This window comes from Microbacterium sp. PI-SA-G, assembly GCF_057215335.1.
Genome location: NZ_CM170103.1, coordinates 2,659,328 through 2,683,098 on the forward strand (window position 1 = coordinate 2,659,328; position 23,771 = coordinate 2,683,098).

Consider the following 23,771-nt stretch of genomic DNA (forward strand, 5'->3'; position numbering starts at 1 on the left):
CTCCTGTCGGAAATGCAGGTGTCGGATTCAGGGACGCTGTGCGAGGAAATCGGCGATCACGCCGCGGAAGGACTCCGGATGCTCAAGATGAACGCAGTGGCTGGCATCGGGGAACACGTGCCCGACGGCTCCGGGGACGAGGTCGACGAACGGCTCCCAGGTCGCGGGCGTCGCCTCGTCGTGCTCGCCGGCCACCACCAGGGTCGGGACCTGGATGCGGGGCAGCCGGTCGATCACCGACCATTCGCGCAGCGAGCCGATCACGTGGAACTCATTCGGCCCGTTCATGGTGTGGTAAACCGTCGGGTCGGCCAGCATCTGCGCCTCGCTGTCGACGAAGTCCTGCGGCATGGGCACGGATCGGCACACGTGTCGCTCGTAGAAGACCCGCGTCGCGTCGAGGTAGGCGGCGTCGTCGAGTGTGCCCGCGGTCTCGTGCTCGATCAGGGCATCCCGGACGGCGGGTGGCAGAGCATCCCGAAGTCTCGACGCCTCGCTCATCCACAACGGCATGGAGGCGGGCGAGTTGCAGATCATCAGACCGAGCAGGCCATCGGGCCGCCGTACGGCAATCTCTGCGCCGAGCATGCCGCCCCAGGACTGGCCGAGTACGTGGTACTCGCCGATGCCGAGATGCTCGCGGAGCGAATGGAACTCGTCGATGAAGTACTCGGGTGTCCAGCGCTCGGCGGGAGCATCGGGGTGGTGGGAGCTGCGTCCGCAGCCGATCTGGTCGTAGTGGATGACGGTGCGGCCGGTGAGGTCGGCGAGCAGAGCGATGTTCTGCACGTAGTCGTGCGCCATGCCGGGGCCGCCGTGCAGGACGAAGAGCGGCGCGAGGTCGCGCGGCGCGTCGGGCTCGGATCTCCGGTACCAGGTGAAGCCGTCATCGAAGAGTGCGGTGGACTCAGAGACATACATGAAGACATCGTGGCCCCGAAAAGGTCTTATGTAAACCAATTCTCCGGTGATTTAATCCTGGTGTAACACTGGGAGCGATGACCGACACCGACGACACCTTGATTGATCGCACGACCGACCGACTCATCACCGCCGTGGCGATCGGCGAGTTCCTGCCCGGAACTCGCCTTCCTGCGGAGCGCGACCTCGCCCGGTCGCTCGGCGTCGGCCGCACCACGACGCGCGCAGCCCTCGATCGCCTGGTGAGCAGAGGGATCCTCGAGAAGCAGCGCGGACGGGCCGGTGGCTCCTTCGTGCGGGAGGAATGGCCGACCTCCGAAGTGTCGGCGGTCGCGCGCTGGCTCGAGGACCAGTGGCCCCAGCTCGTCGATGCGGCCGTCGCGGGCACTCACCTGCACGGCGCGATCGCTCGCCTCGCGGCGGCCAATCGAACGGAGGCGGACATCGTGCGGCTCCGGTCCCGGCTCGACGACTTCCGCCGGGCCGAGAGCGGCGCCGCCCGTCAACACGCCGACAGTGTGCTCCACCTGGCGATCATCGGGGCGGCGCACAACGAGACGCTGTCCGCGATCGTGCTCGATCATGAACGCCGGTCCACGATCGTCGCTCCCGCGCATCCGTGGGGAGACTCGGCGAGTCGTCCGGCGATGGAGGAGCGCGCCGGACGCGAACACGAGGAGCTCGTCGCCGCGATCATCGACGGTCGCGTCGACGACGCGGGTCGAATCGCGCAGCGGCACGTCGAGATCGATCTAGAACTCCTCGAGGCGGCACGCCGCCGCGCGTTGACGCGCTGACGTGCTGACGTGCAGCGTCATGCATCCGTCGCGCGGGAATATGCGCGTGCATGCACCTGTTCCTCCCCGTGTACGCGGACGAAGGAGTCCGATCCACTCCTTTCGAAAGGCAATTCCCTTGAGCACTCCCGTCATCGACCGCACCGCGCCGACCGAGCACCCCGTCCTCGACGTCCTCGCCGCCCGCTGGAGCCCCCGCGCCTACGACGCGCAGAACTCGATCGACGAGGCCAAGCTCGCCACCGCGCTCGAGGCCGCCCGCTGGGCCCCGTCGGCGAACAACTCGCAGCCGTGGCGCTTCATCGTCGCGCGCCGGGGCACCGCCCTGCACGCACAGGTCGTCGACGCGCTGGTCGGCTTCAATCAGACGTGGGCGCGCAACGCCGCCGTGCTGGTCGTCGCGGTCGCCGAGACCGCCGCCGCGGACGGCACCCCGATCACGCACGCGCTCTACGACCTCGGTCAGGCTGTCGCGCACTTCTCGGTGCAGGCGCATCACGACGGACTCGTCGTGCACCAGATGAGCGGCTTCGACCCGGAGGTCGTGCGCGAGTTCGCCGATCTCGAGGCGCGCTTCGTGCCCACGACAGTCTTCGCCGTGGGTGAGTTCGGCGACGTCAGCACGCTGCCCGAGGTGCTGCAGGAGCGCGAGGTCGCCCCGCGCGTGCGTCGCCCGATCGACGAGACCGTGATCCTCAGCGCCTGAGAGCTCGAGCGCCCGGCTGGGCGCTTGAGCCGGAGGCGGCTCGCGCTCAGTCCGGCAGGTTGTGCGAGGCGGCGGATGCCAGGGCGCTGCGCACCGCGCGGATCGAGGGAGCGGCCACCGACACGCGTCGCGTCGACGAGAAGATCTCGCGGCGCGGCGCCTCGGGCAGCGGGGTGAGCGCCACGGTCGGGGTCTCGCCCGCCCACACGAGTTCGGGCAGCAGCCCCACCGCCAGCCCCGCGCGGATCAGTCGCACGTGCGCGGTCAGATCCGCGACCTCGAAGCGCACGTCCGGCTCGAAGCCCGCGGTGCGGCAGAGCTGCTCCGCCCAGGCGCGTGACGCGGTGCCCTCGGGCTCGAGCACCCACGGCTCGTCGCGCGTCGCCCACAGAGCCGCCGCGGCATCCGTCGTGTCGGGTGTGCCGGGCCGTCGCGCCAGGGCGATCGCGTCGTGCGCGAGAACCATGCGGTCGAGGTCGGCGTGGATCGGACGGGTGCGACCGGGGTACTGCTCGGCGAGGATCAGATCGAAGTCGCGGCTCGACACCCCCACGAGCCCCGTCTCGGGATCGCACTCGGTGACCTCGACCCGCAGGGCCGGATGCTGTGCCCTGAGCCCCGCGAGCGCGCGGGGGAGCAGTGAGTGCGCCGCCGACTGGAACACCGCGATGCGCACCGTGCCCGTGACCTCGGTGAGCGATTCGGCCACCGCGACCCTGGCGTGCTCGAGCTGATCGAGGATGCCGATGGCCTCGGCGACCAGCACGTTGCCCTGCGGGGTGAACTGCACTCCGCGGCCGACGCGGCGCAGCAGGGGGACGCCCACATCGCGCTCCAGCGCGCTCAGCTGCTGCGACACCGATGCCTTGCTGTACGAGAGGGCGTCGGCGACCGCCGACAGCGTGCCGCGGCGGCTGAGTTCGACCAGCATCCGGAGTCGGTTCACGTCGAGCATCTGTTCAGGATAACTGAACACTAAGCACGCGAACTGGTTGATAGACGGCGCCTGCCAGCCAGGATGACAATGATCCAGCCGCACACGATCCGAGGTGTGCGATCTCCTGGAGGTTTTCCGCCGATGACTGCCGTCGACACCACCCCCCGCACCGAAGAGGTCGCCGCCGTCGTGCAGCGCTGGCTGGCCGAGAGCGAGACGTACCCCGTCGAGCCCGCCGCCCAGCGTCTGGCCGAGGTGCTGAAGGACCCCCGAGGCCTCGACTTCACGGTCGGCTTCGTCGACGGCGTCATGCGCCCCGAAGACCTCAGCGTCGCCGGACGCAAGCTCGCCGACATCTCGGAGATCACCCCCGCGCTGCTGCCCTGGTATCTGCGCAGCGCCATCAAGACCGGCGGCTTCTTCGCGCCGAAGATCCCCGGCGTCGTCGTGCCGATCTCTCGCCGCGTGCTGCGCGCCATGGTCGGCCACCTCGTGCTCGACGCGACCCCGGCCAAGCTCGGCCCCGCGATCGCGAAGCTCCGCAAGAGCGGCAACCGCCTCAACCTGAACCTGCTGGGCGAAGCCGTGCTCGGTGAGCGCGAGGCCGGACGCCGCCTGCAGGGCACGCGCGACTTCCTGGCGCGCGACGACGTCGACTACGTCTCGATCAAGGTCTCGAGCGTCGTCAGCCAGCTCTCCATGTGGTCGTTCGACGAGGCCGTCGCCGACGTCGTGACCCGCCTGACCCCGCTGTACGAGCTCGCCGCGCGCGCCGAAGCCTCGGGCAAGGCGAAGTTCATCAACCTCGACATGGAGGAGTTCCGCGACCTCGATCTGACGATCGCGGCGTTCACCGCCATCCTCGACCAGCCGGGACTCGAGAATCTCGAGGCCGGGATCGTGCTGCAGGCCTATCTGCCCGACGCGCTCGGTGCCATGCAGCACCTGCAGGAGTGGGCCGCGGCCCGCCGTGCGAAGGGCGGCGCTCCGATCAAGGTGCGTGTCGTGAAGGGCGCGAACCTCGCCATGGAGCACGTCGACTCGGCCGTGCACGGCTGGCCGCTCGCGACCTACTCGACCAAGCAGGACTCCGACACCAACTACAAGCGCGTGCTCGACTGGGCGCTCACCCCCGAGCGTCTCGACGCCGTGCGCATCGGCGTCGCGGGGCACAACCTCTTCGACATCGCCTACACATGGCTGCTGACGCAGGCGCGCGGCGTCGAGGGTGCGCCCGACGGCTCCGAGCCCCTCGTCGAGTACGAGATGCTGCTGGGCATGGCCACGGGTCAGGCCGAGGCCGTCCGCAAGGACGTCGGCCGCCTGCTGCTGTACACGCCGGTCGTGAACCCGGCCGAGTTCGACGTGGCGATCGCGTACCTGGTGCGCCGCCTCGAAGAGAACGCCAGCCCCGAGAACTTCATGTCGGCGGTGTTCGAGCTCGCATCCGACCCGACGCTGCTGACGCGGGAGCGCACGCGCTTCGAGCGTTCGCTCGCCGCCCTCGAGGCCGATCGCTCGGTGCCCGCATCACACCGCGTGCAGAACCGCGCGACCGAGGCGGATGCCGCGACCCCCACCACCGGGTTCGCGAACCAGCCCGACACCGATCCCGCGCTGGGCGCCAACCGCACGTGGGGTCGCGAGATCCTCACCCGGTCGGTCACGACCACCCTGGGCGTCGACGCGATCACCGCCGCGCGCGTCGAGACGCCCGCACAGCTCGACGCGATCTTCGCCGCCGCGACCGTCGCCGCCGAGGAGTGGGCCGCGCGCCCGGCCGCCGAGCGCGCCGCCGTGCTGCACCGCGCGGGTGACGAGCTCTCCGCGCGCCGTGCAGAGCTGATCGAGATCATGGCGCACGAAGCGGGCAAGACGATCGCCGAGGCCGACCCGGAGATCAGCGAGGCGATCGACTTCGCCCACTACTACGCGGAGCGCGCGAAGGACCTCGAGGCCGTGTCGGGCGCCGAGTTCGTGCCCTCGAAGATCACCGTCGTGACGCCGCCGTGGAACTTCCCGGTCGCGATCCCCGCGGGTGGCGTGCTCGCCGGCCTCGCGTCGGGCTCGGGCGTCGTCATCAAGCCGGCCAAGCTCACGCAGCGCTGCGGCGCGGTGATGATCGAGGCGCTGTGGGCCGCCGGAGTGCCGCGTGACCTGCTCGCGCTCGTCGACCTCGCCTCGCGCGACCTCGGCACCCGCCTGGTCTCGAGCCCCGCGGTCGATCGCGTCATCCTCACCGGGGCGTACGAAACCGCGCAACTGTTCCGCTCGTTCCGCTCCGACCTGCCGCTGCTCGGCGAGACCAGCGGCAAGAACGCGATCATCGTCACGCCCTCGGCCGACCTCGATCTGGCGGCCGCCGATGTCGCCCGCAGCGCGTTCGGGCACGCGGGGCAGAAGTGCTCCGCGGCATCCCTCGCGATCCTCGTCGGGTCGGTGGCCGATTCGAAGCGGTTCGAACGCCAGCTCGTCGACGCCGTCGCCTCGATGCGCGTCGGACTCCCCGCCGATCCCGCAACGCAGATGGGCCCGATCGTCGAGCCGGCCGACGGCAAGCTGCTCGCCGCGCTGACCGAACTCGGCGCGGGCGAGAGCTGGCTCGTGAAGCCGAAGAAGCTCGACGCCGAGGGCAAGCAGTGGACCCCGGGCGTGAAGACCGGCGTGCGCGCGGGCTCGTACTTCCACATGACCGAGTTCTTCGGTCCGGTGCTCGGCATCATGCACGCGAAGGACCTCGACGAGGCGATCCGTCTGCAGAACGCTGTCGACTACGGCCTCACCGCCGGTCTGCACTCGCTCGACTCGACCGAGGTCGAGACGTGGCTCGACCGTGTCGAAGCCGGCAACCTCTACGTCAACCGCGGCATCACCGGCGCGATCGTGCAGCGCCAGCCCTTCGGTGGCTGGAAGCGTTCGGCCGTCGGTGCCGGTGCGAAGGCCGGCGGTCCGAACTACCTCTTCGGCCTGGGCGACTGGTCTCCGGCCGAGCTGCCCGCGCTGGTGCCCGGTGCCGCTCTGGCTCCCGCGGTCGAGACGCTGCTGCGCGCGGCGGCGAGTGACCTCGACTCCGTGGAGTCCGAGTGGCTGCAGCGCGCCGCGGGTTCGGACGAGCAGGCCTGGACCACAGAGTTCGGCGTGATCAGCGACAAGTCCGCACTCGGCGTGGAGCGCAACCTGTTCCGCTACCGTCCGGTCGCGGTCGACGTGCGCATCGCCGACGGCACCCCGCTGGTCGACGGGGTCCGCGTGCTCGCGGCGGCTCTGCGCAGCGGCAGCCCGTTCACGGTGTCGTCGCCGAAGCTGCCGTCGGGCATCGAGAAGGCGCTGCGCGCGCAGGGTGTGGCGATCACGCACGAGAAGGATGCCGCGTGGGCCAAGCGCTACGCCAAGGCCGTGTCGAAGGCCGAGCACAGCTGGGCGCGTGTGCGTCTGGTCGGCGGTGAGCCCGCGGCGCTGTTCGAGGCGCTGGGCGGACTGCCCGACGTCGCGGTCTGGTCGCACGCGGTGACCGGCGCCGGACGGGTCGAGATCTTGCCCTTCCTGCACGAGCAGGCCGTCTCGATCACGAACCACCGCTTCGGCAACCCGACCGCCCTGACGGACGCGGTGATCTAGCCGAGCAGCGCGTCGTCCCCCTCCTCCCGGAAGAGCGAGGAGGGGGGAGGGAGAGAGCGAGGCTAGCCGCGCAGCGCGTCCTTCAGCTTCACCCGCGAGCCCATGCGCAGCAGTGAGTTCTCGTAGATCTTCGCGCCCACGACGATCGCGGCCACGCAGCTGGCGAGCAGGATCACGAGGCTGAGTAGCGGCTCCCACCACTGCGCCTCGCCCACGAACAGCCGCATCGGCATGCCCACGGGCGCCGAGAACGGCACGTACGACATGATCGTCAGCACCAGCGGGTTGTCGTTGAACACGATCACGAGCACGTACGGCGCCATCACCAGCATCGTGATCGGCGTCGTCGTGGAGCCGATGTCCTCCTGGCGGGAGACCATCGATGCCGCGGCGGCGAACAGTGCGGCGAGCAGGATGAAACCGAACAGGAAGAACACCGCGAACCAGATGATCGGTGCGCCGAGACTCGCGAGGACGGCGTTCTGCCCGGTCACGATGAGCCCGATCGTGGCGACCGCCGCCAGGGCGATGATCTGTCCCATGGCGAGCACCGTGTTGCCGATCACCTTGCCGGCGAGCAGCGTGCGGGCAGGGATCGCCGACAGCAGCACCTCGACCACGCGGGTCTGCTTCTCTTCGACCACGCTCTGGGCGATCGTGCCGCCGAAGGTCGCCGCGGCCATCATGAACACCAGGCCGAAGCCGATCGCGATGAAGTAGCGCAGCAGCGGGTTCGTGGTCGCCGGCTCGAGGATCTGCACCTCGGGCGACTGCGACAGCGCCGAGACGAGCGAGGTGGGCGCGTCCTTGAGAGCGATCACGGTGTAGCCGGTGGGTCCGGAACCGGGGAGCACCGCAGCATCGACCTTCTCGGAGCGCACCAGCTCTTCGGCCGCCGCCTGGTCGGCGACCTCGGTGACCTCGACGTCGGGCAGCGCCGAGACGGCCGACGCGGTCTCGGAGGTCGCCGCGACCGGCATCGCCGAGGTGTCCTTCGCCGCGAAGCCCGAGAGCAGGATGCCGGCGAGCACGAGCACCAGCAGGATGCCGGTCGAGATCAGGAACGCCTTGCTGCGCAGCTTCGAACCGATCTCGCGCTCGGCGACGAGCCAGATGCCGCTCGAGGGGCGGACAGGCTGGGGACCAGGAGCGTTCACTGGATGACCTCCTTGAAGATCTGGGCGAGCGAAGGATGCTTGGGGGCGAAGCTCGCGACGTCGCCGCGCTCGACGGCCGCGCGCAGCACGCGCTGGGCGGTCTCGGCGCCGTCGGTGTCGAACAGGGCGTAGCCACCCTCGAAGTCGACGACCGTGACACCGGGTTCGGTGCGCAGCCAGCCGGCGTCGCCTGACGAGATCAGCTCGTAGCGGCTGCCCGCGTGCTCGGCACGGAGCCCCTCGCGGGACCCTGACGCGCGGATGGTGCCGCCGGCAAGGATCACGAGGTCGTCGCAGAGGCGTTCGACCACGTCGAGCTGGTGCGAGGAGAACAGGATCGCCGCGCCCTTCGCCGCGGTCGCCTGCAGTACGCCCGCGACCACGTCGACCGCGAGCGGGTCGAGGCCCGAGAACGGCTCATCGAGGATCAGCACCGCGGGGTCGTGCACGAGCGCCGCGGCGATCTGCGCGCGCTGCTGGTTGCCGAGCGAGAGCGACTCGATCGTGTCGTCGAGCCGCTCGCCGAGGCCGAGCTCGCTCAGCAGCACCGTGGCGCGGGCCGTGGCATCCGCCTTGCCGAACCCGTGCAGGCGGGCGATGTAGACGATCTGCTCGAGCACCTTCATCTTGGGGTAGAGCCCGCGCTCCTCCGGCATGTAGCCGAAGCGGCGACGGTCGGCCGCGCTGAGCGGGACGCCGTCGAGGTCGACACGGCCGCCGTCGGACGAGAGCAGTCCGAGCACGATGCGCATGGTGGTGGTCTTGCCCGCGCCGTTGCCGCCGACGAAGCCGGTCAGCCGCCCGGGAGAGACGCGGAACGAGACGTCGTCGAGCACGAGCCGCGAGCCGTAGCTCTTGGTGATGCCCGTCAGTTCAAGGGGTCCTGTGGTCATGCCTCCACGGTAGGGAAGAGACGGATGCCGCGGCATCCCCCCTGGGGTGGACAGCGCGGCGTCCTCCCGGGGGAGGAGCCGCCTCCGCTACCGCGGTGACGGGTCTCGCCGCACGTGCAGCACCGCGCGCACGAGCAGCCCGGCGACGAGGCCCCAGAACGCCGCGCTGACGCCGAGCACGGCGATTCCGGATGCCGCGACGAGAAAGGTCACCACGGCCGGCAGCCGTTCGCCCGGGTCGTCGATCGCCTGCTGCACGGCCGACCCGAACGCGGTGAACAGGGCGAGACCGGCGACCGCGGGGATGACGGCATCGGGCGCCAGCAGGACGAGCGCCGCGAACGCCGCCGAGAAGCCGCCGAGCACCAGATACGACGCTCCGGTGGAGACGCCGGCGACCCAGCGACGCTGAGGATCGGGGTCGGCGTCGGGCGCGGCGGCCAGTGCCGCGCTGATCGCCGCGAGGTTGATGGCGTGTCCGCCCGCGGGAGCCCCGAGCGCACTGCCGAGTCCGGTGACGAGCATGGCCGGACGCCACGGCACCTCGTAGCCGAAGCTGCGCATGATCGCGACGCCGGGCACGTTCTGCGACGCCATCGTCACGATGAACAGCGGCAACGCCAGGCCGACCAGAGCGCCGACGGTGAACGTCGGCGCGGTGAGCTCGAGACGCGGCAGCAGCAGGGCCGGATCCACCGGCACCCCTTCGCGGATCAGGGAGACCGTGACGACGATGGCCGCCGCGACGAACGCGAGCGGCACGGCCCAGCGCGGAGCGAGGCGGGCGACGATCAGCCAGGTCACGACCACCGGCACCACGCCCCACGGATTCTCGACGAGCCCGGTGATCGGCGCGAGGCAGAGCGGCAGCAGCACTCCGGCGAGCATCGCCTGCGCGATCGACGGCGGGATGCGGGCGATCAGCGCGCCGAGTGCGGGCCACAGCGCGGTGAGCAGGATGAGCGCGGCACTGACCAGGAAGGCCCCCACGGCCGCGGGCCATCCGCCCTCGACCGTGCCGGTCGCCACGAGCAGGGCCGCGCCGGGCGTCGACCACGCGGCCGTGATCGGCATGCGGTACCGCCAGGCGAGGATCACGCACGCGAGCCCCATGGTGAGACTCGCGGCGAGCAGTCCGCTCGCGGCCTGTACCGCCGAGGCGCCCACCGCGTCGAGCCCGGTGAGCACCACAGCGAAGGAACTCGTGAACCCGACCAGTGCGGTGACGACGCCCGCCAGGATCGGGCGGGAGAGCGTGGTGCGGCCGGGCATCCTCCGAGACTAGTGCGGCCCCCGCTCGAGTTCGGCGGCTACTCCGGTGCTGCGACCCGGAACGCGTCGAACAGCATGCGCACGGGGGCTGTGGCGCTCGCCGAGCGATTGGCGATCACACCGGCCGATCCGGCGGGGAGCGACGTGGCATCCGTCGCCTCGAGCTGCCAGGCGGTCGGCTCGGCGGTGCCGGTCGGCCAGAGCTTCGCGGTGATCGATGCGGATGCCGACCCGGTCACCGACACCTTCAGCGAATACGAGGTGTTGGCGTCGAAGGTCATGCCCGCGATCGCCCGGGTCGCGAGGACTGTGCCGTCGCGGTGAGCCACGAGCCAGACGCTCCCGTCGGGCCGCAGCCAGGCGCGTACGAGATACTTGCCGGCGGTCGAGCTGCGGGCAATGACGCCCGCGTAGGCGCCGCCCGCCGCCGACGCCTGGTCGACGCTGAACTGCACCGACGTGACCGAGTCCGCGATCGAGGTGGCGTTCAGCGCGGCCTGGCGGGATTCGCCGGCGGCCAGCGTCAGCACGCCGTGGTCGCCGTCGACCGTCGCTGCGGCAGCCGACCCGCCCGTGATGCTCCAGGCGCCGCCCGGGTCGGCGCTGCCCCACGCCGCACCTGCCGGTCGGTCGAACGCATCGCTCGCGAGAGCCGCGGCCACCGGCGGCGGCGTCGCCCCCGCCTTCACGGTCGCGCTCACGGGCTGACTCGAGACGGTGTTGCCGTCGCCGTCCGTGGCGACCACGGTGTACTCCTGCTGTGCGGCAGAACCCGCGGTGGTGTCGGTCAGGGTGATCGAGGGTCGGTTCCAGAACGTCGCGTTCGCGGTGATCGAGGCGACCGGTGTGCTGCGGCCGGTGCGGCGCAGCTCGTACGTGAGCGTCAGGTCGTCGCGGTCCCAGTTCGTGGCGATGGCGACGTCGACCTCTCCCGGACGTGTCGACGTCGCGGTGGGTGCCCATCCGGCGCCCGCGACGCGGGGTCCGTCCTTGGCACCGGCCGGCGGCGTGGTCGAGAAGCGCACGAGCCCCTCGAACTGCTTGTTGTTGACCGTGCGGAACTCGCCGCCGATCGAGATCATGGTGCCCGTGCCGGTGATCGAGAGTCCGGCCTGGCCGAGTCCGGTCTGCGTGCCCACCGCCCAGTCGGGCGACCACGAGTACGGGGACGGCGCCGGTGTTCCGGCCCAGCTCATGTGGCTGGGATCTGACGCGCCGAGCGTGCCGCGCGCGTCAGCGGTGTACGCCTCGGCATAGCGGTACACGCCCTGCGGCGACGTGGCTGGCTGCAGCGAGTGCAGGTTCATGGTGGTGCACGAGTAGGTGTGGTTCGTCGTGTACACGACCGAGCCCGTGGAGTAGACGCCGTAGTGGTCGCCGTGGCAGTCCGCGACCCAGCGCACCGCGCCGGTGCCGGCTTCGGCGGCGAACGAGCCCTCGAGGTTCCCGGCGCTGCCGCTGTGCACCCAGCCGGTGCCGTACACGGCGCCCGCGTCGGTGGTGAGAGCGAAGATCCCGGCCTTGCCGGCGCTCGTGCCGGTGTTCGAGCCGTTCTTGACGGTCTTCGACAGCGCCCAGGCGGTGTCGACGGCGCCGGTCGAGCGGTTCACCGCTGCGCTTCCGCTGAGCGGGGTGGCGTTGACCTGCGCGAAACGACCGCCGACGATGACGTTGGTCCCCGCGGGGTCCATGACCATCGCGTCGACCTGCCGGTCGGTGGTCGGCGCCCAGCTCTGGAGCGCCCCGGTGGATGCCGCGAAGGCGGCGAGGTTCTTGCGTGCGGTGCCGTTGGCCTGCGTGAACAGTCCACCGACGTAGATGTTCGAGCCCGAAGTGGTCAGGGCGTACACGCCGCTCCCTCCGATCGAGGGCGCGAAGCCCGGGACCAGTGCGCCGGTCTTCGCGTCGAGGGCGGCGATGTTCCACCGCGCCTTGCCGTTGACGGAGTTGAACGATCCTCCGATGTAGATGCGGGTGCCGTCCGGCGACGTGGCGACGGACTTGATGACCCCGTTCACCTGCGGGGCGAAGGGCAGCAGTGCTCCCGTGACGATGTCGTACGCCAGCACGTTCGACCGCGCCGTCAGCGCGGTGCCCGGTGTCGCGAGCGGCTCACGGGCGTTGTCGAACTTGCCCACCGCATAGACCGTCGACCCGATCATCGTCTGCGCCCACACATACCCGTTGTCGATCTGCACCGTCGGAATCGGATCCGCGGTGACCACACCGGCATCCCGCTGCAGCAGCGGGGGTGGCGTCGGCAGGACCGCCGCCTCCGCGGCGCTGCCCCCCAGCGCTGTCATGCCTGCCACGAGTACCGCCGTGGTCACCAGCGCGGCGAGCGCTCGGCGCGCGCCACTGATCGATCTGTTCCCCATGTTGAACTCCCCAGTTCCCCAGTCGAGCTGCGGCGACGGGCTCGACGAGCGGTCGCGCAGCTGCTCCGCTCACGGTAGCGAAGTGCCGTTCACACTTGACGAGGCCGTGTGCGAACACCGGGGAGCGCGGGCGACGCAGGCGTCAGGCGAGCCCGCCGCGATGCGCCAGGACGACCGCCTGCACCCGGTCACGGGCGCCGAGTTTCTGCAGGATGCGCGAGACGTGCGTCTTGACCGTGGCTTCGCCGATGAACAGCGCACCGGCGATCTCGGCGTTGCTGCGCGCGTCGGCCAGCAGCGCCAGCACCTCGGCCTCGCGATCGGTCAGCGGCTCCGCGAGCACGGTCGGCGGAGTTCCGGTCCCAGTTCGTGCCGCTTCAGCATCCCCCGCCCCGGCAGAAACTGCGACCGGAACGAAACCGGCGGATGCCGCGGGCGGCACTGCCGCGGCCGCGAAGCGCGCCAGCACGCGGCGCGTGACCTCGGGCGCCAGCATTCCGTCGCCGGCCGCCAACGCGCGCACCGCGGCGATCAGGTCCTCGGCGCCGGCGTTCTTCAGCAGGAAGCCGCTGGCCCCGGCATCCAGCGCCTGGTGCAGGTAGTCATCACGGTCGAAGGTCGTCACGATCGCGATCGCCGCGGTGACGGACGGATCGGCCACTATGCGGCGGGTCGCCTCGATGCCGTCCATGTCGGGCATCTGCACGTCCATCGTGATCACGTCGGGCTGCAGGGCTGATGCCTGGGCTACGGCATCCGCGCCGGTGGCTGCCTCTCCGACCACGGTGATGTCGGGCTGGGTCTCGAGGATGGTGCGGAACCCGGCCCGCAGCATCGCGTGGTCGTCGACGAGGAGCACGCGGATCGAAGCGGTGGCGGTCATGCGAGGTCCTTCTGGTGGGCGAGCGGTACCCGGGCGCGCACGCGCAGGCCTCCGTGCGGGCGAGGGGTGACCTCGATCGAGCCGCCCGAGGCGATCGCGCGCTCGCGCATGCCGAGCTGACCGAGTCCGGGGCGCAGCTGTCCGACAGCGCGACCCGTGTTCACGATCTCGACCTCCACGCCGTCGTCGTCGTAGCGCACGCGCACATCAGCGGTGGCCTCCACGCCGGCATGGCGGCGCGCGTTCGTGAGCGACTCCTGCGCGATCCGGTACAGGTTCACGGCGACAAGCGAGGGCACCGGGGCCGGATCGCCGATCACCGCGTAGTGGGTGGGGAGTCCGGCCGCGGTCGACGCCGCGGCGAGCTCGGCGATGTCGTCGAGGGTGACGGTCGACGCGGTCTCGGCCGTGTCGCCGCCAGGCGTGCGCAGCGTCTCGAGCAGCTGCCGCAATTCGCTGATCGCATCGCGCGCCGACGACTCGATGCTGGTGAGGATGCGGGCGGACTGCTCCGGATCGCGGTCGATCACCAGTCGGGCGGCGCCGGCCTGCACGCCCATGACGGACACGTGATGGGCGACGACATCGTGCAGCTCGCGCGCGATGCGCACTCGGTCGAGGGCGACTGCCTGCGCCGCAGTGACCTCGCGTTCGCCCTCGAGCTCGATCGTGCGCTGCTCGAGCACCTCGCGCTCGGCGGCGGCGTGCCAGGAGCGCTCGCCGAAGTAATAGGCGCCGCCGAAGTAGAGCACGTTCATCAGGATCTGGATCATCATGAACGCGATGTACGGCGAGAACGCGCCCGCCGCGACGTCGGCCTCGTCGGCCTGACTGATCGCCTCGTAGTACATCGTCACGATCAGCCAGGCGAACATGCCGACGATGATCGCGACCCGCACGATGACCGCCCGGCGGCGGTCGTTCATCCACGCGCCGACCGAGTAGAGCGCGATGAACATGGCGATGTTGCCGACGTAGATCTCGGGTACCCGCGCCGTCACGGCCACGAAATACGCCGCGGCCACGACGACCGCGACGATGCCCGGCCAGCGGCGGCGGAACGCCAGCGGCACGGTGACGACTGCGGCGTACAGCAGCGCGGTCCACAGCTCGGCCTGTTCGGAGCCGTACAGCTCGGCGACCGACGAGAGCCCGGCGCTGAGCACGGCGCCGACGAACATCACGGCGGCGAGCAGCAGGTCGCTGCGGCGATCCTGAGCGGTCGGAGTGCGGGTGAACGGCATCCTTCCACCGTAGGGCGGGGGAGGATGCCGCGGCATCCCCCGCGCGGCGGAGCGGATCTGCCACGATTGACCGTGACCTCCGCTGAGCGCCCCCGCCTCGCCCCGCTGTATCTGGCCGGTTTCACCACGGCCTTCGGCGCCCACGGCATCGCCGCCGCGCTCGGGGCCGAGACCGAGGACATCGGCTGGACGCTTCTCGCGTTCGGCTTCACTCTCGCGCTGTACGACCTCGCCGAGGTGCTGCTGAAGCCACTGTTCGGGGCGCTGAGCGACCGCGTCGGGGTGCGCCCGGTGATCATCGGCGGGCTGCTGGCGTTCGCCGCGTTCTCGGTGCTCGGCGCTCTCGCCCCCGGGATGTGGGGGCTGGTGATCGCCCGCTTCGGCCAGGGCGCCGCCGCGTCGGCGTTCTCGCCGGCCTCCTCTGCCGCGGTCGCCCGGCTCACCGACAGCGCCTCGCGGGGGCGCTACTTCGGTCGCTACGGGTCGTGGAAGAGCCTCGGCTACGCGCTCGGCCCGCTGATCGGCGCAGTCCTCGTGGTCTGGGGCGGGATGCCGGCGCTGTTTTGGGCCCTCGCGGTGCTCGGTGTCGCGGCGGCCGCGTGGGTCGCGGTGGCGGTCCCCTCGGTTCCGGTCCTGCCGCGCAAGCGGGTGACGCTGGTGGATCTGGGGCGCGAGCTGCTGCACCCCGGATTCCTCGTGCCCACGCTCGTGCTCGCCGCGACGACGGGGGCCCTCGCCGTCGCGGTCGGATTCCTGCCGCTGCTCGGGCGGCAGCAGGGGCTCGGGGTGGTCGGCAGCATGGCGGTCGTCACCGTGCTGGCCGTGGTGTCGAGTGTGGTGCAGCCGTTCGTCGGGGCGTGGCACGACCGAGGACGCATCTCGGTCCGCCGGGGAACCGTCGGGGGCCTGGCGCTCATCGCGGTGGGCATCGCGGTCGCCGCCGTGTGGGCCTCGCCGGTCGGACTGGTGCTGACGGCGGCCCTCGTCGGGGCCGGGGTGGGCATGGCCACGCCTGTCGCGTTCTCGCACCTCGCCGCGTCGACGCCGCCCGAGCGCATGGGACGCACGATGGGCAGCGCCGAACTCGGACGCGAACTGGGTGACGCCGGCGGTCCACTGGTGGCGGGAGCCGTGGCGACGGCGACGGTCCCGGCGATCGGGATCGGAGTCATCGCGGTGCTCACCGCGGGTGCGGGTCTGCTGGCGCTGATCGGACTGCGCAGCCGGGAGAAGATCGGCGGTTAGCCCAGCATCCGCTCGATCACTCGCGCGACGCCGTGCTCGTCGTTCGATACCGTCGTCTCGTCCGCGGCATCGTGCACCACATCTGCGGCATCGGCCATCGCGACGCCGTGACCTGCCCAGCGCAGCATCTCGACGTCGTTGAGGGCGTCGCCGAAGGCCACCACGTCGGCGCGGTCGATGCCGAGATGCGTGCAGAGGCGGGCGAGGCCGGTGGCCTTGGTGACCCCCTCGGCCATGACCTCCACGAACGGGGCGCCCGAGAGCGTGGCCTCGAAGCCGGTGAGTCCGAGCGCCTGCAGGGTCTCGAACACCAGCGGCGGCGCGAGCTCGGGATGCCGGATCACGAACTTCACACTCGGAGCGGCGAGCACCTGCTCGAGCGGCACACCACCCATCTCCTTCGGGTCGCGCTTGTGGTCGGAGTGGTCTGCGATCTCGGCGTAGCCGTGCTGCGCGACGAAGGTCTCGCCCGCCTCGCGCACGCTCGCGAACAGCAGGTCCGGAATGCTCGCGCGCAGCGCCTCGGCGAGCGTGCGGAGAGTCTCGGGCGGCAGCTCTTCGGCGAACAGCATCCGTTTGTCGGTGAGGTGCACGGCGTAGGCGCCGTTGCTGCACAGCGCCCAGTCGTCGAAGGCGGCATCGGCGGCGATCGTGCGCAGACCGATCGGCTGGCGTGCGGTGACCGGCACGACATGGATGCCGCGGGCCCGAGCCGCATCGAGCGCGGTGCGGGTGCGAGCAGAGACCGACGCCGTCGAGTCGAGCAGCGTGCCGTCGAGATCGGTGGCGATCAGCCGGAGCGTCACGAGAAGATCATCGGAAGATCGTCGTCTTCCTCTGCGCCGCCCAGGTCGATCTCGACCACGACCGGCACGTGGTCGCTCGGCTGCTCGCCCTTGCGCTCCTCGCGGTGGATCGATGCCCCGGTCACCGCGTCGGCGAAGGTGCGCGAACCGAGCACGAAGTCGATGCGGATGCCCTCGTTGCGGGGGAACTTGAGCCGCTGGTAGTCCCAGTACGTGTAGCCCTCGGGGAGCAGCGGACGCACGACGTCGGTCACGCCGGCCTCTTCGAGGGCGAAGAACGCCGCACGCTCGAGCGGTGACACGTGGGTCGAGACACCCTCGACGATCCCGGGGTCGCCGTTGTCGTGCGGGAACGGGATGATGTTGAAGTCGCCGACGAGAGCGAGCGGCAGATCGGGGTTCGCGGCGAGCTCGGCCGCCGTGGACTTCTTCAGCTCCTCGAGCCAGTGCAGCTTGTACGCGTAGTGCGGGTCGTCGAGCGAACGGCCGTTCGGCACGTACAGGCTCCACACGCGCACGCCCTCGACGAGGAGTCCGATCGCCCGCGCCTCGAGCGGAGCATCCGGCCCCTCATGTCCCTTGGCGAAGCCCGGCATGCCGTCGAACGCGGTGCGCACATCGGAGACGGGCAGGCGGCTCGCGATCGCGACGCCGTTCCACTGATTCAGCCCGTGCACCTCGACGTGATAGCCCGCCTCTTCGAACGGCGCGTAGGGGAACTGCTCGGGCTTGCACTTGATCTCCTGCATCGCCAGCACGTCGATGTCTTCGCGTACCGCGAACTCGACCGTGCGGGTGACGCGGGTGCGGATGGAGTTGACGTTCCAGGTGGCCAAGCGCATGCGACCAGCCTAGTTGTGGCTTCCGACTTCGGCGGCTGTTAGGAACTTTAGATCGCTTTATTCCTTTCGGATAAACTCGGCTAAACCTTGAAAGGCGGTCTGCATGGACAGCGTGTCGAATCCGTACACTCCGAACGCCGGAGCGTCGCCGGAAGCTGTCGTGGGACGGGAGGAGCAGACGAAGGCGTTCACGACTCTGCTGCAACGCCTGGCTCGCGGCAGAACCCATCAGTCCATGATCATCACAGGCCTGCGAGGAGTCGGCAAAACGGTGCTCCTGAACGAGTTCGGCGAGATCGCCCGCGCTGCACGGTGGGAGGTGCTCGAGCTCGAGGCGAGCAAACACGATGACACGAGGTTCCGGCAGACGCTCGCCTCGCTCCTCAAAGGGGCACTGCTCCGACTGTCGCCCCGCGCGAAATGGACGGAGCGCGCTCGGCAGGCCGCCGCTGTCGTCAGTTCGTTCGCGGTGTCTGTGGACCAGCAGGGCACATGGTCCCTTGCGTGGGACGTCGAACCCGAGGAGGGATACGCCGATCACGGTGACCTCGGTCTCGACCTGACCGACGTGCTCGTCGCGATCGGTGACATGGCGAAGGAGCGAGAGCGGGGGGTCGCGATCCTCATCGACGAAGTGCAATTCCTGAGTGCCCGTCAGCTCGAGGCCCTGATTCAGGCAGTACACAAGACGGTGCAACGGAAATTGCCGGTGACCTTCGTCGGTGCAGGTCTGCCGCAGATCGCGGAACTCGCCGGAGACGCGAAGTCATATGCTGAGCGTCTCTTCCAGTTTCCCAAGATCGACTCCTTCGATTCCGCGGACGCTCGTGATGCGCTGGCGGAGCCTGCTGCCGCAGAAGGAGTCGCCTTCACGCCCGACGCCGTGGATCTCGCACTCGAGATCACCAAGGGCTACCCCTACTTCTTGCAGGAACTCGGATACCAGGTGTGGGAGATCGCCGAGAGTTCACCGATCACCCGCTCAGACGTCGAGATGGCGAAGGAAGGGTACGAAGCCAAGCTCGACAGCTCGTTCTTCCGTGTGCGGCTCGACCGTTCGACGCCGCTGCAGACTGCATACATGCGAGCGATGGCGGAGCTCGGACCAGAGCCGCAGAAGGCATCGGATGTCGCGCGGATCATGGGGCGCGAATCGACACAGTTGGGCCCGACGCGCGCAGAGCTGATCGACATGGGGCTGCTGTATACGCCCGAGCATGGCTATGCGGCCTTCACGGTGCCCGACTTCGACCGGTTCATCCTTCGCGCAGTACCTACGCTGTCGGTGCCCGAGGTCCAGCGACGCAGGCGAAGGAAAGCGGCCGATGACTCGTGACCATGACGACCCGTCGCGGTTGCCTAGGGCTTGCCTCCTACACTGGATGCCGTGACCGCACTCGACGCAGACCGCCAGACACTCCTCGACCTCATCACGGATGAGGCGGTGTTCCACGGCGACTTCACTCTCTCCAGTGGCAAGAAGGCGACGTACTACGTCGACATGCGCAAGCTGACCCTCGACCACCGCGCCGCCCCCGCCATCGGGCGGATCATGCTCGACCTCGTCTCGGACCTCGACGTCGCAGCCGTCGGCGGGCTGACGCTCGGCGCCGACCCGATCGCGAACTCGGTGCTGCACGCGTCGGTGGCCACCGATCGTCCGCTCGACGCGTTCGTGGTGCGCAAAGAGCCCAAGGACCACGGCCGCGGACGCCAGATCGAGGGCGCCGACGTGAAGGGCAAGCGAGTCGTCGTCCTCGAAGACACCTCGACCACCGGGCAGTCCGCGCTCAAGGCCGTCGAGGCTCTCCGCCGCGAAGGGGCCGAGGTCATCGCCGTCGCCGTGATCGTGGACCGCAAGACCGGCGCGCAGGCCGCGATCGAAGCCGAGGGACTCGAATGGCGCGCCGCCTTCGACCTCGACGACCTCGGACTCGACCCGCAGTGACCCGCCACGCGCTCGCCGTCGACATCGGCGGCACCAAGATGGAGGCCGCACTCGTCACCGAAGACGGCACGCTCGTCGCCGGCAGCCGCAGCCGTCAGCCCACCGGTCGGGAGGCGACGTTCGAGTCCCTGACCGCCGCCGTGCAGGCGATCGTCGCGCACGCGCTCGCCGCAGCACCGCTCGACGCCGAGATCGCCGGCGCGGGTGTCGGCAGCGCCGGACCCATCGACCGTTCCGCCGGAGCGATCATGCCGGTCAACATGCCGCTGGCGCAGGGCTTCGGCCTGGCCGAGGCCGTGCGGTCGGCGGCGTCCGTCGTGCTCGGTCGTGACGTGCCGACCGTGCTCGGTCACGACGGCGGTGCGCTGGCCCTTGCCGAGGCCTGGCTCGGAGCGACGCAGGATGCCGGTGCGTCACTGTCGATCGTCGTGTCGACCGGCGTGGGCGGCGGTTTCGTCGTGAACGGCGCGTACATCCCCGGTGCCACCGGCAACGCCGGGCACCTCGGGCAGGTGCGGCGCGAGGGCGGACTCACGCTCGAGGAGATCGCCTCCGGCCCCGCGAGCGCCGCGTGGGCGCAGCAACAGGGATGGACCGGAGCCACCGGCGAAGATCTCGCCCGCGATGCCGCGGCCGGTGACCCGATCGCGCGCGCCGCAATCGAGCGCTCGGCTCGCGCCGTCGGGGAGGCGCTGGCGGATGCCGCGACGCTGGTCGACCTCGACACGGTCGCGATCGGCGGCGGCTTCTCCCGTGTCTCGAGCGACTACATCGATCTCGTGCAGCAGGCTCTCACCGCGAGCGCCGCGCACGAGTACTCACGCCGCGCACGGGTCGTGCGCTCGGGACTCGGCGACGAGGGACCGCTGATCGGGGCCGCCGCGCTCGTCATCCGCTGACGCGCCCCGTGACGAGGAGCTGACGGGCGGGAGCTTCGATCCGCGCCAGGGAGATCTTCACCTCGACCACGTCCACCGCGACGGCGTCGATGCGGGCGCTGAGCTTCATGTCGACGCGGTCGATCTTGTCGGTGAGCCTCACATCCAGTTCGCTGAGCTTGGTGTCCACGGCATCGATGCGTCGCACGACCCAGGCGAGCCCGGCGAACGAGCCTCCGCCGAGTGTCAGTACGATGCCGATCGCGCTGAGCACGATCGTCAGGGTCTCTGCAGACACGAACATGCCTCCAGTCTGCGCCCGTGCAGGGGGGCACGCCACGAAAACTAACTGAAGTGGGGGCTCGCTCTCGGACGTGTACACGCTTGGGGCCGCAGCCTGGGGAGAAGTCGAGGTCGACGGCGCCGGTGCAGGGAAGCATGAATCGGTATACACACCTAACAAATCCGTCGTACGCTCGAACCAGACGACGGAAGGACTGCGCATGCGCGTACTCGGCCTGCTCTCGGGCACCTCTCATGACGGCATCGACGTGACGGTGGTGGAGTTCGACGAGACGGACGGAGCCCTCCGCGGCACCGTCCTGCACGAGGACAGCGTGCCGTACACGCCGGAGCTCCGGGCTCGGCTCGTCGCCGCGCTGCCCCCCGCACCGACGACGTTCGCCGAGGTGTGCGAGCTCGACACCGTGATCGGACAGGCGTTCGCCGACGTGGCGGCCGCCGCCGCGGCATCCGTCGGCGGCATCGACGCCGTCTGCACCCACGGTCAGACGGTCTTCCACTGGGTCGACGCCGGTCATGCGCTCGGCACGCTGCAGATCGGCCAGCCCGCATGGATCGCCGAACGCCTCGGTGCGCCGGTGGTGTCGGATGTGCGCATCCGCGACATCACCGCGGGCGGCCAGGGGGCGCCGCTGGTCTCGTTCCTCGACGAGCTGCTGCTGCGCGGTCGCACCGGCACCTCTGCCGCGCTCAACCTCGGCGGCATCGCGAACATCACGGTCATCGGCGACGCTGCCGCGGGCGGAGTCTCGGCATACGACATCGGGCCGGCGAACGCGCTCGTCGACGCGGTGGTCGTCGCCGAGGGGCTGAATGAGCTCGGCTACGACGAGGACGCCGCGATCGCCCGCACGGGAACGATCCATCACGAACTGCTCGATGCCCTGCTCGCCGACGAGTACTACGCCTTGCCCGCCCCGAAGAGCACCGGCAAGGAGCACTTCCACCTCGAGTATGTGCAGGCCGCCGTCGCCGAGCACGGGCCGATCGCCCCGGCCGACCTGGTGCGCACGCTGACCGAGCTCACTGTGCGCACGGTCGCTCAGGACGTGCGCGCTGCGGGAGTGGACTACCTCGCCGTATCCGGGGGCGGATGCCGCAACCCGCTCATCCTGCAGGGGCTGCGTGACGCGCTGACCGACGTCGACGTGGTGCTCGCGGACGAACTCGGCGCCTCCGCCGACAACAAGGAGGCGATCCTCTTCGCGCTCATCGGCTGGTGCACGCTGCACGGCGTGCCCGCCGTCATCCCCGGTGGAACGGGCGCGCGCGAGCCCCGCATCCTCGGCACGATCACCCCCGGCGCCGGCGCTCTACGACTTCCGGAGCCCGTCGCGCAGCTGCGCAGCCTCACGCTCCGCTGAGCCCGCCCGCCACGCCCGCCCGCCGCGCTCAGCGCTTGTCGTCGTCCCAGGGGCCTTCCCACCAGCCGGTGCGGGGCTCCTCGCCGTCACCGCGACGGCGGCGCGAGCGCACGAACTGCACGATGAAGATCGTCAGCGTGCTCCCGGTGATCAGGATCAGCACGAGGAACAGCAGGTCTCTCTCGTTCACGGACGCTTCCCTTCCGCGGCATCCGCCACGATCTTGGCGATGCGGGCATCACGCGTCTCGGCGCGCTTGGCGGTCGCGATGTGCGTGAGCGCGAACTTCTTCACGGACCGGGGGAACGCATCCCACTGGGTCCGCGCTTCGGGCACAGCGTCGAGCGCGGCCGTCAGCTCGGGAGGCTCGATGCCCGCCTCGGGTCCGTCGAGCATCTCCCACGCGCCGTTCGCCTTCGCGACGTCGAGGGCACGGATGCCGGCGGCAGCCAGCTGTCCGGTCGCTTCGAGTTCCGCGATCCGCGCCTTGTTCGTGGCGGCCCATCCGCTTCCCGGCCGGCGAGGCGAGAACCACTGTCCGACGGTCTGGTCGTCGAAGGTGCGCACGGGGCCGTCGATCCATCCGAAGCACAGCGCCTGGCGCACTGCGTCGTCGTAGCCGACGCCGCCCGCCGTCTTGCCGCGCACGCTCAGCAGCCAGACGCCCGCGGTATCGGCGTGGTGCTCATCGAGCCAGGCACGCCACGCCGCGGCATCCGCTGCCGTGACGCGCTCACCGTCGTCGAGGACGCCCACCGGTCACTTCTTCGACGCGACCGTGGTGATGGTCTCAGTGATCCGCGGCAGCAGGTCGGCCACGGACTGCACGATCTCGTCGGGACGGAACGGGTACTTCTCGATCTCGGCCTGATCGCTGATGCCCGTGAGCACCAGGATCGTGTGCAGCCCGGCCTCGATGCCGGCGACGACGTCGGTGTCCATGCGGTCGCCGATCATGCCGGTGCGCTTGGAGTGCGCGCCGATCTTGTTCAGCGCCGACCGGAACATCATCGGGTTCGGTTTGCCGACGACGTACGGCTCCTTGCCGGTGGCCTTGGTGATCAACGCGGCGATCGCGCCCGTCGCGGGCAGCGGTCCGTCGGCGCTGGGGCCCGTGGCATCGGGGTTCGTGACGATGAAGCGCGCGCCGCCGATGATCAGGCGGATCGCCTTCGTGATCGCCTCGAACGAGTAGTTGCGTGTCTCGCCGACGACCACGAAGTCGGGGTTCGTCTCGGTCATGATGAAGCCCGCGTCGTGCAGGGCGGTGAGGATGCCGGCTTCGCCGATCACGAACGCCGATCCGCCCGGCAGCTGCTGCTGCAGGAACGACGCGGTCGCGAGCGCCGAGGTCCAGATGCGGTCCTCGGGCACGTTCAGACCGCTGGTGCGCAGGCGGGCCGAGAGGTCACGCGCGGTGAAGATCGAGTTGTTGGTGAGCACGAGGTAGGGAATCTCGTTGCGCTCCCACTCGGCGAGCAGTTCGGCAGCTCCCGGGATCGCGTCGTTCTCGTGCACGAGGACGCCGTCCATGTCGGTGAGCCAGCATTCGATGTCGTCTCGTTGTGCCATGTGCACA

General features: G+C 70.2%; 22 protein-coding genes. 8 read left to right on the forward strand and 14 right to left on the reverse strand.

The annotated features are described in order from the left end of the window. Positions 1–27 precede the first annotated feature (27 nt). Positions 28–921, reverse strand: coding sequence for a proline iminopeptidase-family hydrolase (locus AC2D10_RS13095; protein ID WP_484708281.1), 894 nt, complete (start codon positions 919–921; stop codon positions 28–30). A 77-nt stretch (positions 922–998) separates the two neighbouring features. Between AC2D10_RS13095 and AC2D10_RS13100 the strand changes: the two genes are divergently transcribed. Both AC2D10_RS13100 and AC2D10_RS13105 read left to right on the forward strand, forming a co-directional pair. Next, the gene (locus tag AC2D10_RS13100) at positions 999–1,718 is read left to right on the forward strand and encodes a FadR/GntR family transcriptional regulator (protein ID WP_484708282.1); all 720 of its coding nucleotides are present in this window, start codon (positions 999–1,001) and stop codon (positions 1,716–1,718) included. A gap of 118 nt (positions 1,719–1,836) precedes the next feature. Further along, positions 1,837–2,424: a nitroreductase family protein gene (locus AC2D10_RS13105; RefSeq protein ID WP_484708283.1), complete on the forward strand. Its 588-nt coding sequence runs from the start codon at positions 1,837–1,839 to the stop codon at positions 2,422–2,424. A gap of 46 nt (positions 2,425–2,470) precedes the next feature. Here the strand turns inward: AC2D10_RS13105 and AC2D10_RS13110 are convergent, their stop codons facing one another. Beyond that, on the reverse strand, positions 2,471–3,379 hold the full coding sequence (locus tag AC2D10_RS13110) for a LysR substrate-binding domain-containing protein (protein WP_484708284.1): 909 nt from the start codon (positions 3,377–3,379) through the stop codon (positions 2,471–2,473). A gap of 123 nt (positions 3,380–3,502) precedes the next feature. Here AC2D10_RS13110 and AC2D10_RS13115 point away from each other — a divergent pair, with 123 nt between their 5' ends. Further along, on the forward strand, positions 3,503–6,979 hold the full coding sequence (locus tag AC2D10_RS13115) for a proline dehydrogenase family protein (RefSeq protein WP_484708285.1): 3,477 nt from the start codon (positions 3,503–3,505) through the stop codon (positions 6,977–6,979). A 62-nt stretch (positions 6,980–7,041) separates the two neighbouring features. Here the strand turns inward: AC2D10_RS13115 and AC2D10_RS13120 are convergent, their stop codons facing one another. The 6 genes from AC2D10_RS13120 to AC2D10_RS13145 all read right to left on the reverse strand — a co-directional run bounded on the left by AC2D10_RS13120 (position 7,042) and on the right by AC2D10_RS13145 (position 14,806). Then, a complete protein-coding gene (locus AC2D10_RS13120; RefSeq protein ID WP_484708286.1) occupies positions 7,042–8,136 on the reverse strand; it encodes an ABC transporter permease in 1,095 nt (364 codons plus the stop codon). Continuing rightward, a complete protein-coding gene (locus AC2D10_RS13125) occupies positions 8,133–9,029 on the reverse strand; it encodes an ABC transporter ATP-binding protein (protein WP_484708287.1) in 897 nt (298 codons plus the stop codon). The genes AC2D10_RS13120 and AC2D10_RS13125 overlap by 4 nt, the downstream gene beginning before the upstream one ends. An 87-nt stretch (positions 9,030–9,116) precedes the next feature. Further along, on the reverse strand, positions 9,117–10,301 hold the full coding sequence (locus AC2D10_RS13130) for a benzoate/H(+) symporter BenE family transporter (RefSeq protein WP_484708289.1): 1,185 nt from the start codon (positions 10,299–10,301) through the stop codon (positions 9,117–9,119). Between the two features lie 38 nt (positions 10,302–10,339). After that, complete coding sequence (locus tag AC2D10_RS13135) at positions 10,340–12,679, reverse strand: hypothetical protein (protein WP_484708290.1); 2,340 nt, start codon at positions 12,677–12,679, stop codon at positions 10,340–10,342. 142 nt (positions 12,680–12,821) lie between these two features. Continuing rightward, a complete protein-coding gene (locus AC2D10_RS13140; RefSeq protein ID WP_484708293.1) occupies positions 12,822–13,562 on the reverse strand; it encodes a response regulator in 741 nt (246 codons plus the stop codon). After that, a complete protein-coding gene (locus tag AC2D10_RS13145; protein ID WP_484708294.1) occupies positions 13,559–14,806 on the reverse strand; it encodes a sensor histidine kinase in 1,248 nt (415 codons plus the stop codon). The genes AC2D10_RS13140 and AC2D10_RS13145 overlap by 4 nt, the downstream gene beginning before the upstream one ends. Positions 14,807–14,878: 72 nt before the next feature. Here AC2D10_RS13145 and AC2D10_RS13150 point away from each other — a divergent pair, with 72 nt between their 5' ends. After that, entirely contained in the window at positions 14,879–16,051 is a 1,173-nt protein-coding gene (locus AC2D10_RS13150; protein WP_484708298.1) for an MFS transporter, read from the forward strand. Here the strand turns inward: AC2D10_RS13150 and AC2D10_RS13155 are convergent. Beyond that, positions 16,048–16,857, reverse strand: a complete 810-nt coding sequence (locus AC2D10_RS13155; RefSeq protein ID WP_484708300.1) for a Cof-type HAD-IIB family hydrolase — start codon at positions 16,855–16,857, stop codon at positions 16,048–16,050. The two genes, AC2D10_RS13150 and AC2D10_RS13155, sit on opposite strands and share 4 nt — an antisense overlap. Next, positions 16,854–17,699, reverse strand: a complete 846-nt coding sequence (locus AC2D10_RS13160) for an exodeoxyribonuclease III (protein ID WP_484708302.1) — start codon at positions 17,697–17,699, stop codon at positions 16,854–16,856. Before AC2D10_RS13160 ends, AC2D10_RS13155 begins: the two co-directional genes overlap by 4 nt. Positions 17,700–17,802: 103 nt before the next feature. On the opposite strand from AC2D10_RS13160, the gene AC2D10_RS13165 reads away from it, so the two are divergent. Genes AC2D10_RS13165 through AC2D10_RS13175 form a run of 3 tightly spaced genes read left to right on the forward strand, consistent with a single transcriptional unit; the run spans position 17,803 to position 20,546 of the window. Next, positions 17,803–19,035, forward strand: coding sequence for an ATP-binding protein (locus AC2D10_RS13165; RefSeq protein ID WP_484708304.1), 1,233 nt, complete (start codon positions 17,803–17,805; stop codon positions 19,033–19,035). A gap of 51 nt (positions 19,036–19,086) precedes the next feature. Next, positions 19,087–19,647, forward strand: a complete 561-nt coding sequence (pyrE, locus tag AC2D10_RS13170; RefSeq protein ID WP_484708306.1) for an orotate phosphoribosyltransferase — start codon at positions 19,087–19,089, stop codon at positions 19,645–19,647. Next, positions 19,644–20,546 carry an ROK family protein gene (locus AC2D10_RS13175; protein WP_484708307.1) on the forward strand — a complete coding sequence of 301 codons (903 nt, stop codon included), beginning with the start codon at positions 19,644–19,646 and terminating at the stop codon, positions 20,544–20,546. Before pyrE ends, AC2D10_RS13175 begins: the two co-directional genes overlap by 4 nt. Here the strand turns inward: AC2D10_RS13175 and AC2D10_RS13180 are convergent. Continuing rightward, a complete protein-coding gene (locus AC2D10_RS13180; protein ID WP_484708309.1) occupies positions 20,536–20,829 on the reverse strand; it encodes a hypothetical protein in 294 nt (97 codons plus the stop codon). The two genes, AC2D10_RS13175 and AC2D10_RS13180, sit on opposite strands and share 11 nt — an antisense overlap. Positions 20,830–21,028: 199 nt before the next feature. On the opposite strand from AC2D10_RS13180, the gene AC2D10_RS13185 reads away from it, so the two are divergent. Next, on the forward strand, positions 21,029–22,192 hold the full coding sequence (locus tag AC2D10_RS13185) for an anhydro-N-acetylmuramic acid kinase (protein WP_484708310.1): 1,164 nt from the start codon (positions 21,029–21,031) through the stop codon (positions 22,190–22,192). A 28-nt stretch (positions 22,193–22,220) separates the two neighbouring features. Here AC2D10_RS13185 and AC2D10_RS13190 read toward each other — a convergent pair whose 3' ends face one another. Genes AC2D10_RS13190 through AC2D10_RS13200 form a run of 3 tightly spaced genes read right to left on the reverse strand, consistent with a single transcriptional unit; the run spans position 22,221 to position 23,764 of the window. After that, entirely contained in the window at positions 22,221–22,382 is a 162-nt protein-coding gene (locus AC2D10_RS13190) for a hypothetical protein (protein ID WP_484708312.1), read from the reverse strand. Further along, the gene (locus AC2D10_RS13195) at positions 22,379–22,948 is read right to left on the reverse strand and encodes a YdeI/OmpD-associated family protein (RefSeq protein WP_484708313.1); all 570 of its coding nucleotides are present in this window, start codon (positions 22,946–22,948) and stop codon (positions 22,379–22,381) included. The genes AC2D10_RS13190 and AC2D10_RS13195 overlap by 4 nt, the downstream gene beginning before the upstream one ends. A gap of 3 nt (positions 22,949–22,951) precedes the next feature. Then, a complete protein-coding gene (locus tag AC2D10_RS13200) occupies positions 22,952–23,764 on the reverse strand; it encodes an HAD-IIA family hydrolase (RefSeq protein WP_484708314.1) in 813 nt (270 codons plus the stop codon). Positions 23,765–23,771: the final 7 nt, after the last annotated feature.

Bases quoted from the DNA above. Each gene is read 5' to 3' on its own strand.
- AC2D10_RS13135 (WP_484708290.1), bottom strand. From the start codon at position 12,679: ATGGGGAACAGATCGATCAGTGGCGCGCGCCGAGCGCTCGCCGCGCTG.
- AC2D10_RS13145 (WP_484708294.1), bottom strand. From the start codon at position 14,806: ATGCCGTTCACCCGCACTCCGACCGCTCAGGATCGCCGCAGCGACCTG.
- AC2D10_RS13185 (WP_484708310.1), top strand. From the start codon at position 21,029: ATGCGCGTACTCGGCCTGCTCTCGGGCACCTCTCATGACGGCATCGAC.
- AC2D10_RS13140 (WP_484708293.1), bottom strand. From the start codon at position 13,562: ATGACCGCCACCGCTTCGATCCGCGTGCTCCTCGTCGACGACCACGCG.
- AC2D10_RS13165 (WP_484708304.1), top strand. From the start codon at position 17,803: ATGGACAGCGTGTCGAATCCGTACACTCCGAACGCCGGAGCGTCGCCG.
- AC2D10_RS13095 (WP_484708281.1), bottom strand. From the start codon at position 921: ATGTATGTCTCTGAGTCCACCGCACTCTTCGATGACGGCTTCACCTGG.
- AC2D10_RS13180 (WP_484708309.1), bottom strand. From the start codon at position 20,829: ATGTTCGTGTCTGCAGAGACCCTGACGATCGTGCTCAGCGCGATCGGC.
- AC2D10_RS13100 (WP_484708282.1), top strand. From the start codon at position 999: ATGACCGACACCGACGACACCTTGATTGATCGCACGACCGACCGACTC.
- AC2D10_RS13115 (WP_484708285.1), top strand. From the start codon at position 3,503: ATGACTGCCGTCGACACCACCCCCCGCACCGAAGAGGTCGCCGCCGTC.
- AC2D10_RS13110 (WP_484708284.1), bottom strand. From the start codon at position 3,379: ATGCTCGACGTGAACCGACTCCGGATGCTGGTCGAACTCAGCCGCCGC.
- AC2D10_RS13130 (WP_484708289.1), bottom strand. From the start codon at position 10,301: ATGCCCGGCCGCACCACGCTCTCCCGCCCGATCCTGGCGGGCGTCGTC.
- AC2D10_RS13160 (WP_484708302.1), bottom strand. From the start codon at position 17,699: ATGCGCTTGGCCACCTGGAACGTCAACTCCATCCGCACCCGCGTCACC.
- AC2D10_RS13125 (WP_484708287.1), bottom strand. From the start codon at position 9,029: ATGACCACAGGACCCCTTGAACTGACGGGCATCACCAAGAGCTACGGC.
- AC2D10_RS13200 (WP_484708314.1), bottom strand. From the start codon at position 23,764: ATGGCACAACGAGACGACATCGAATGCTGGCTCACCGACATGGACGGC.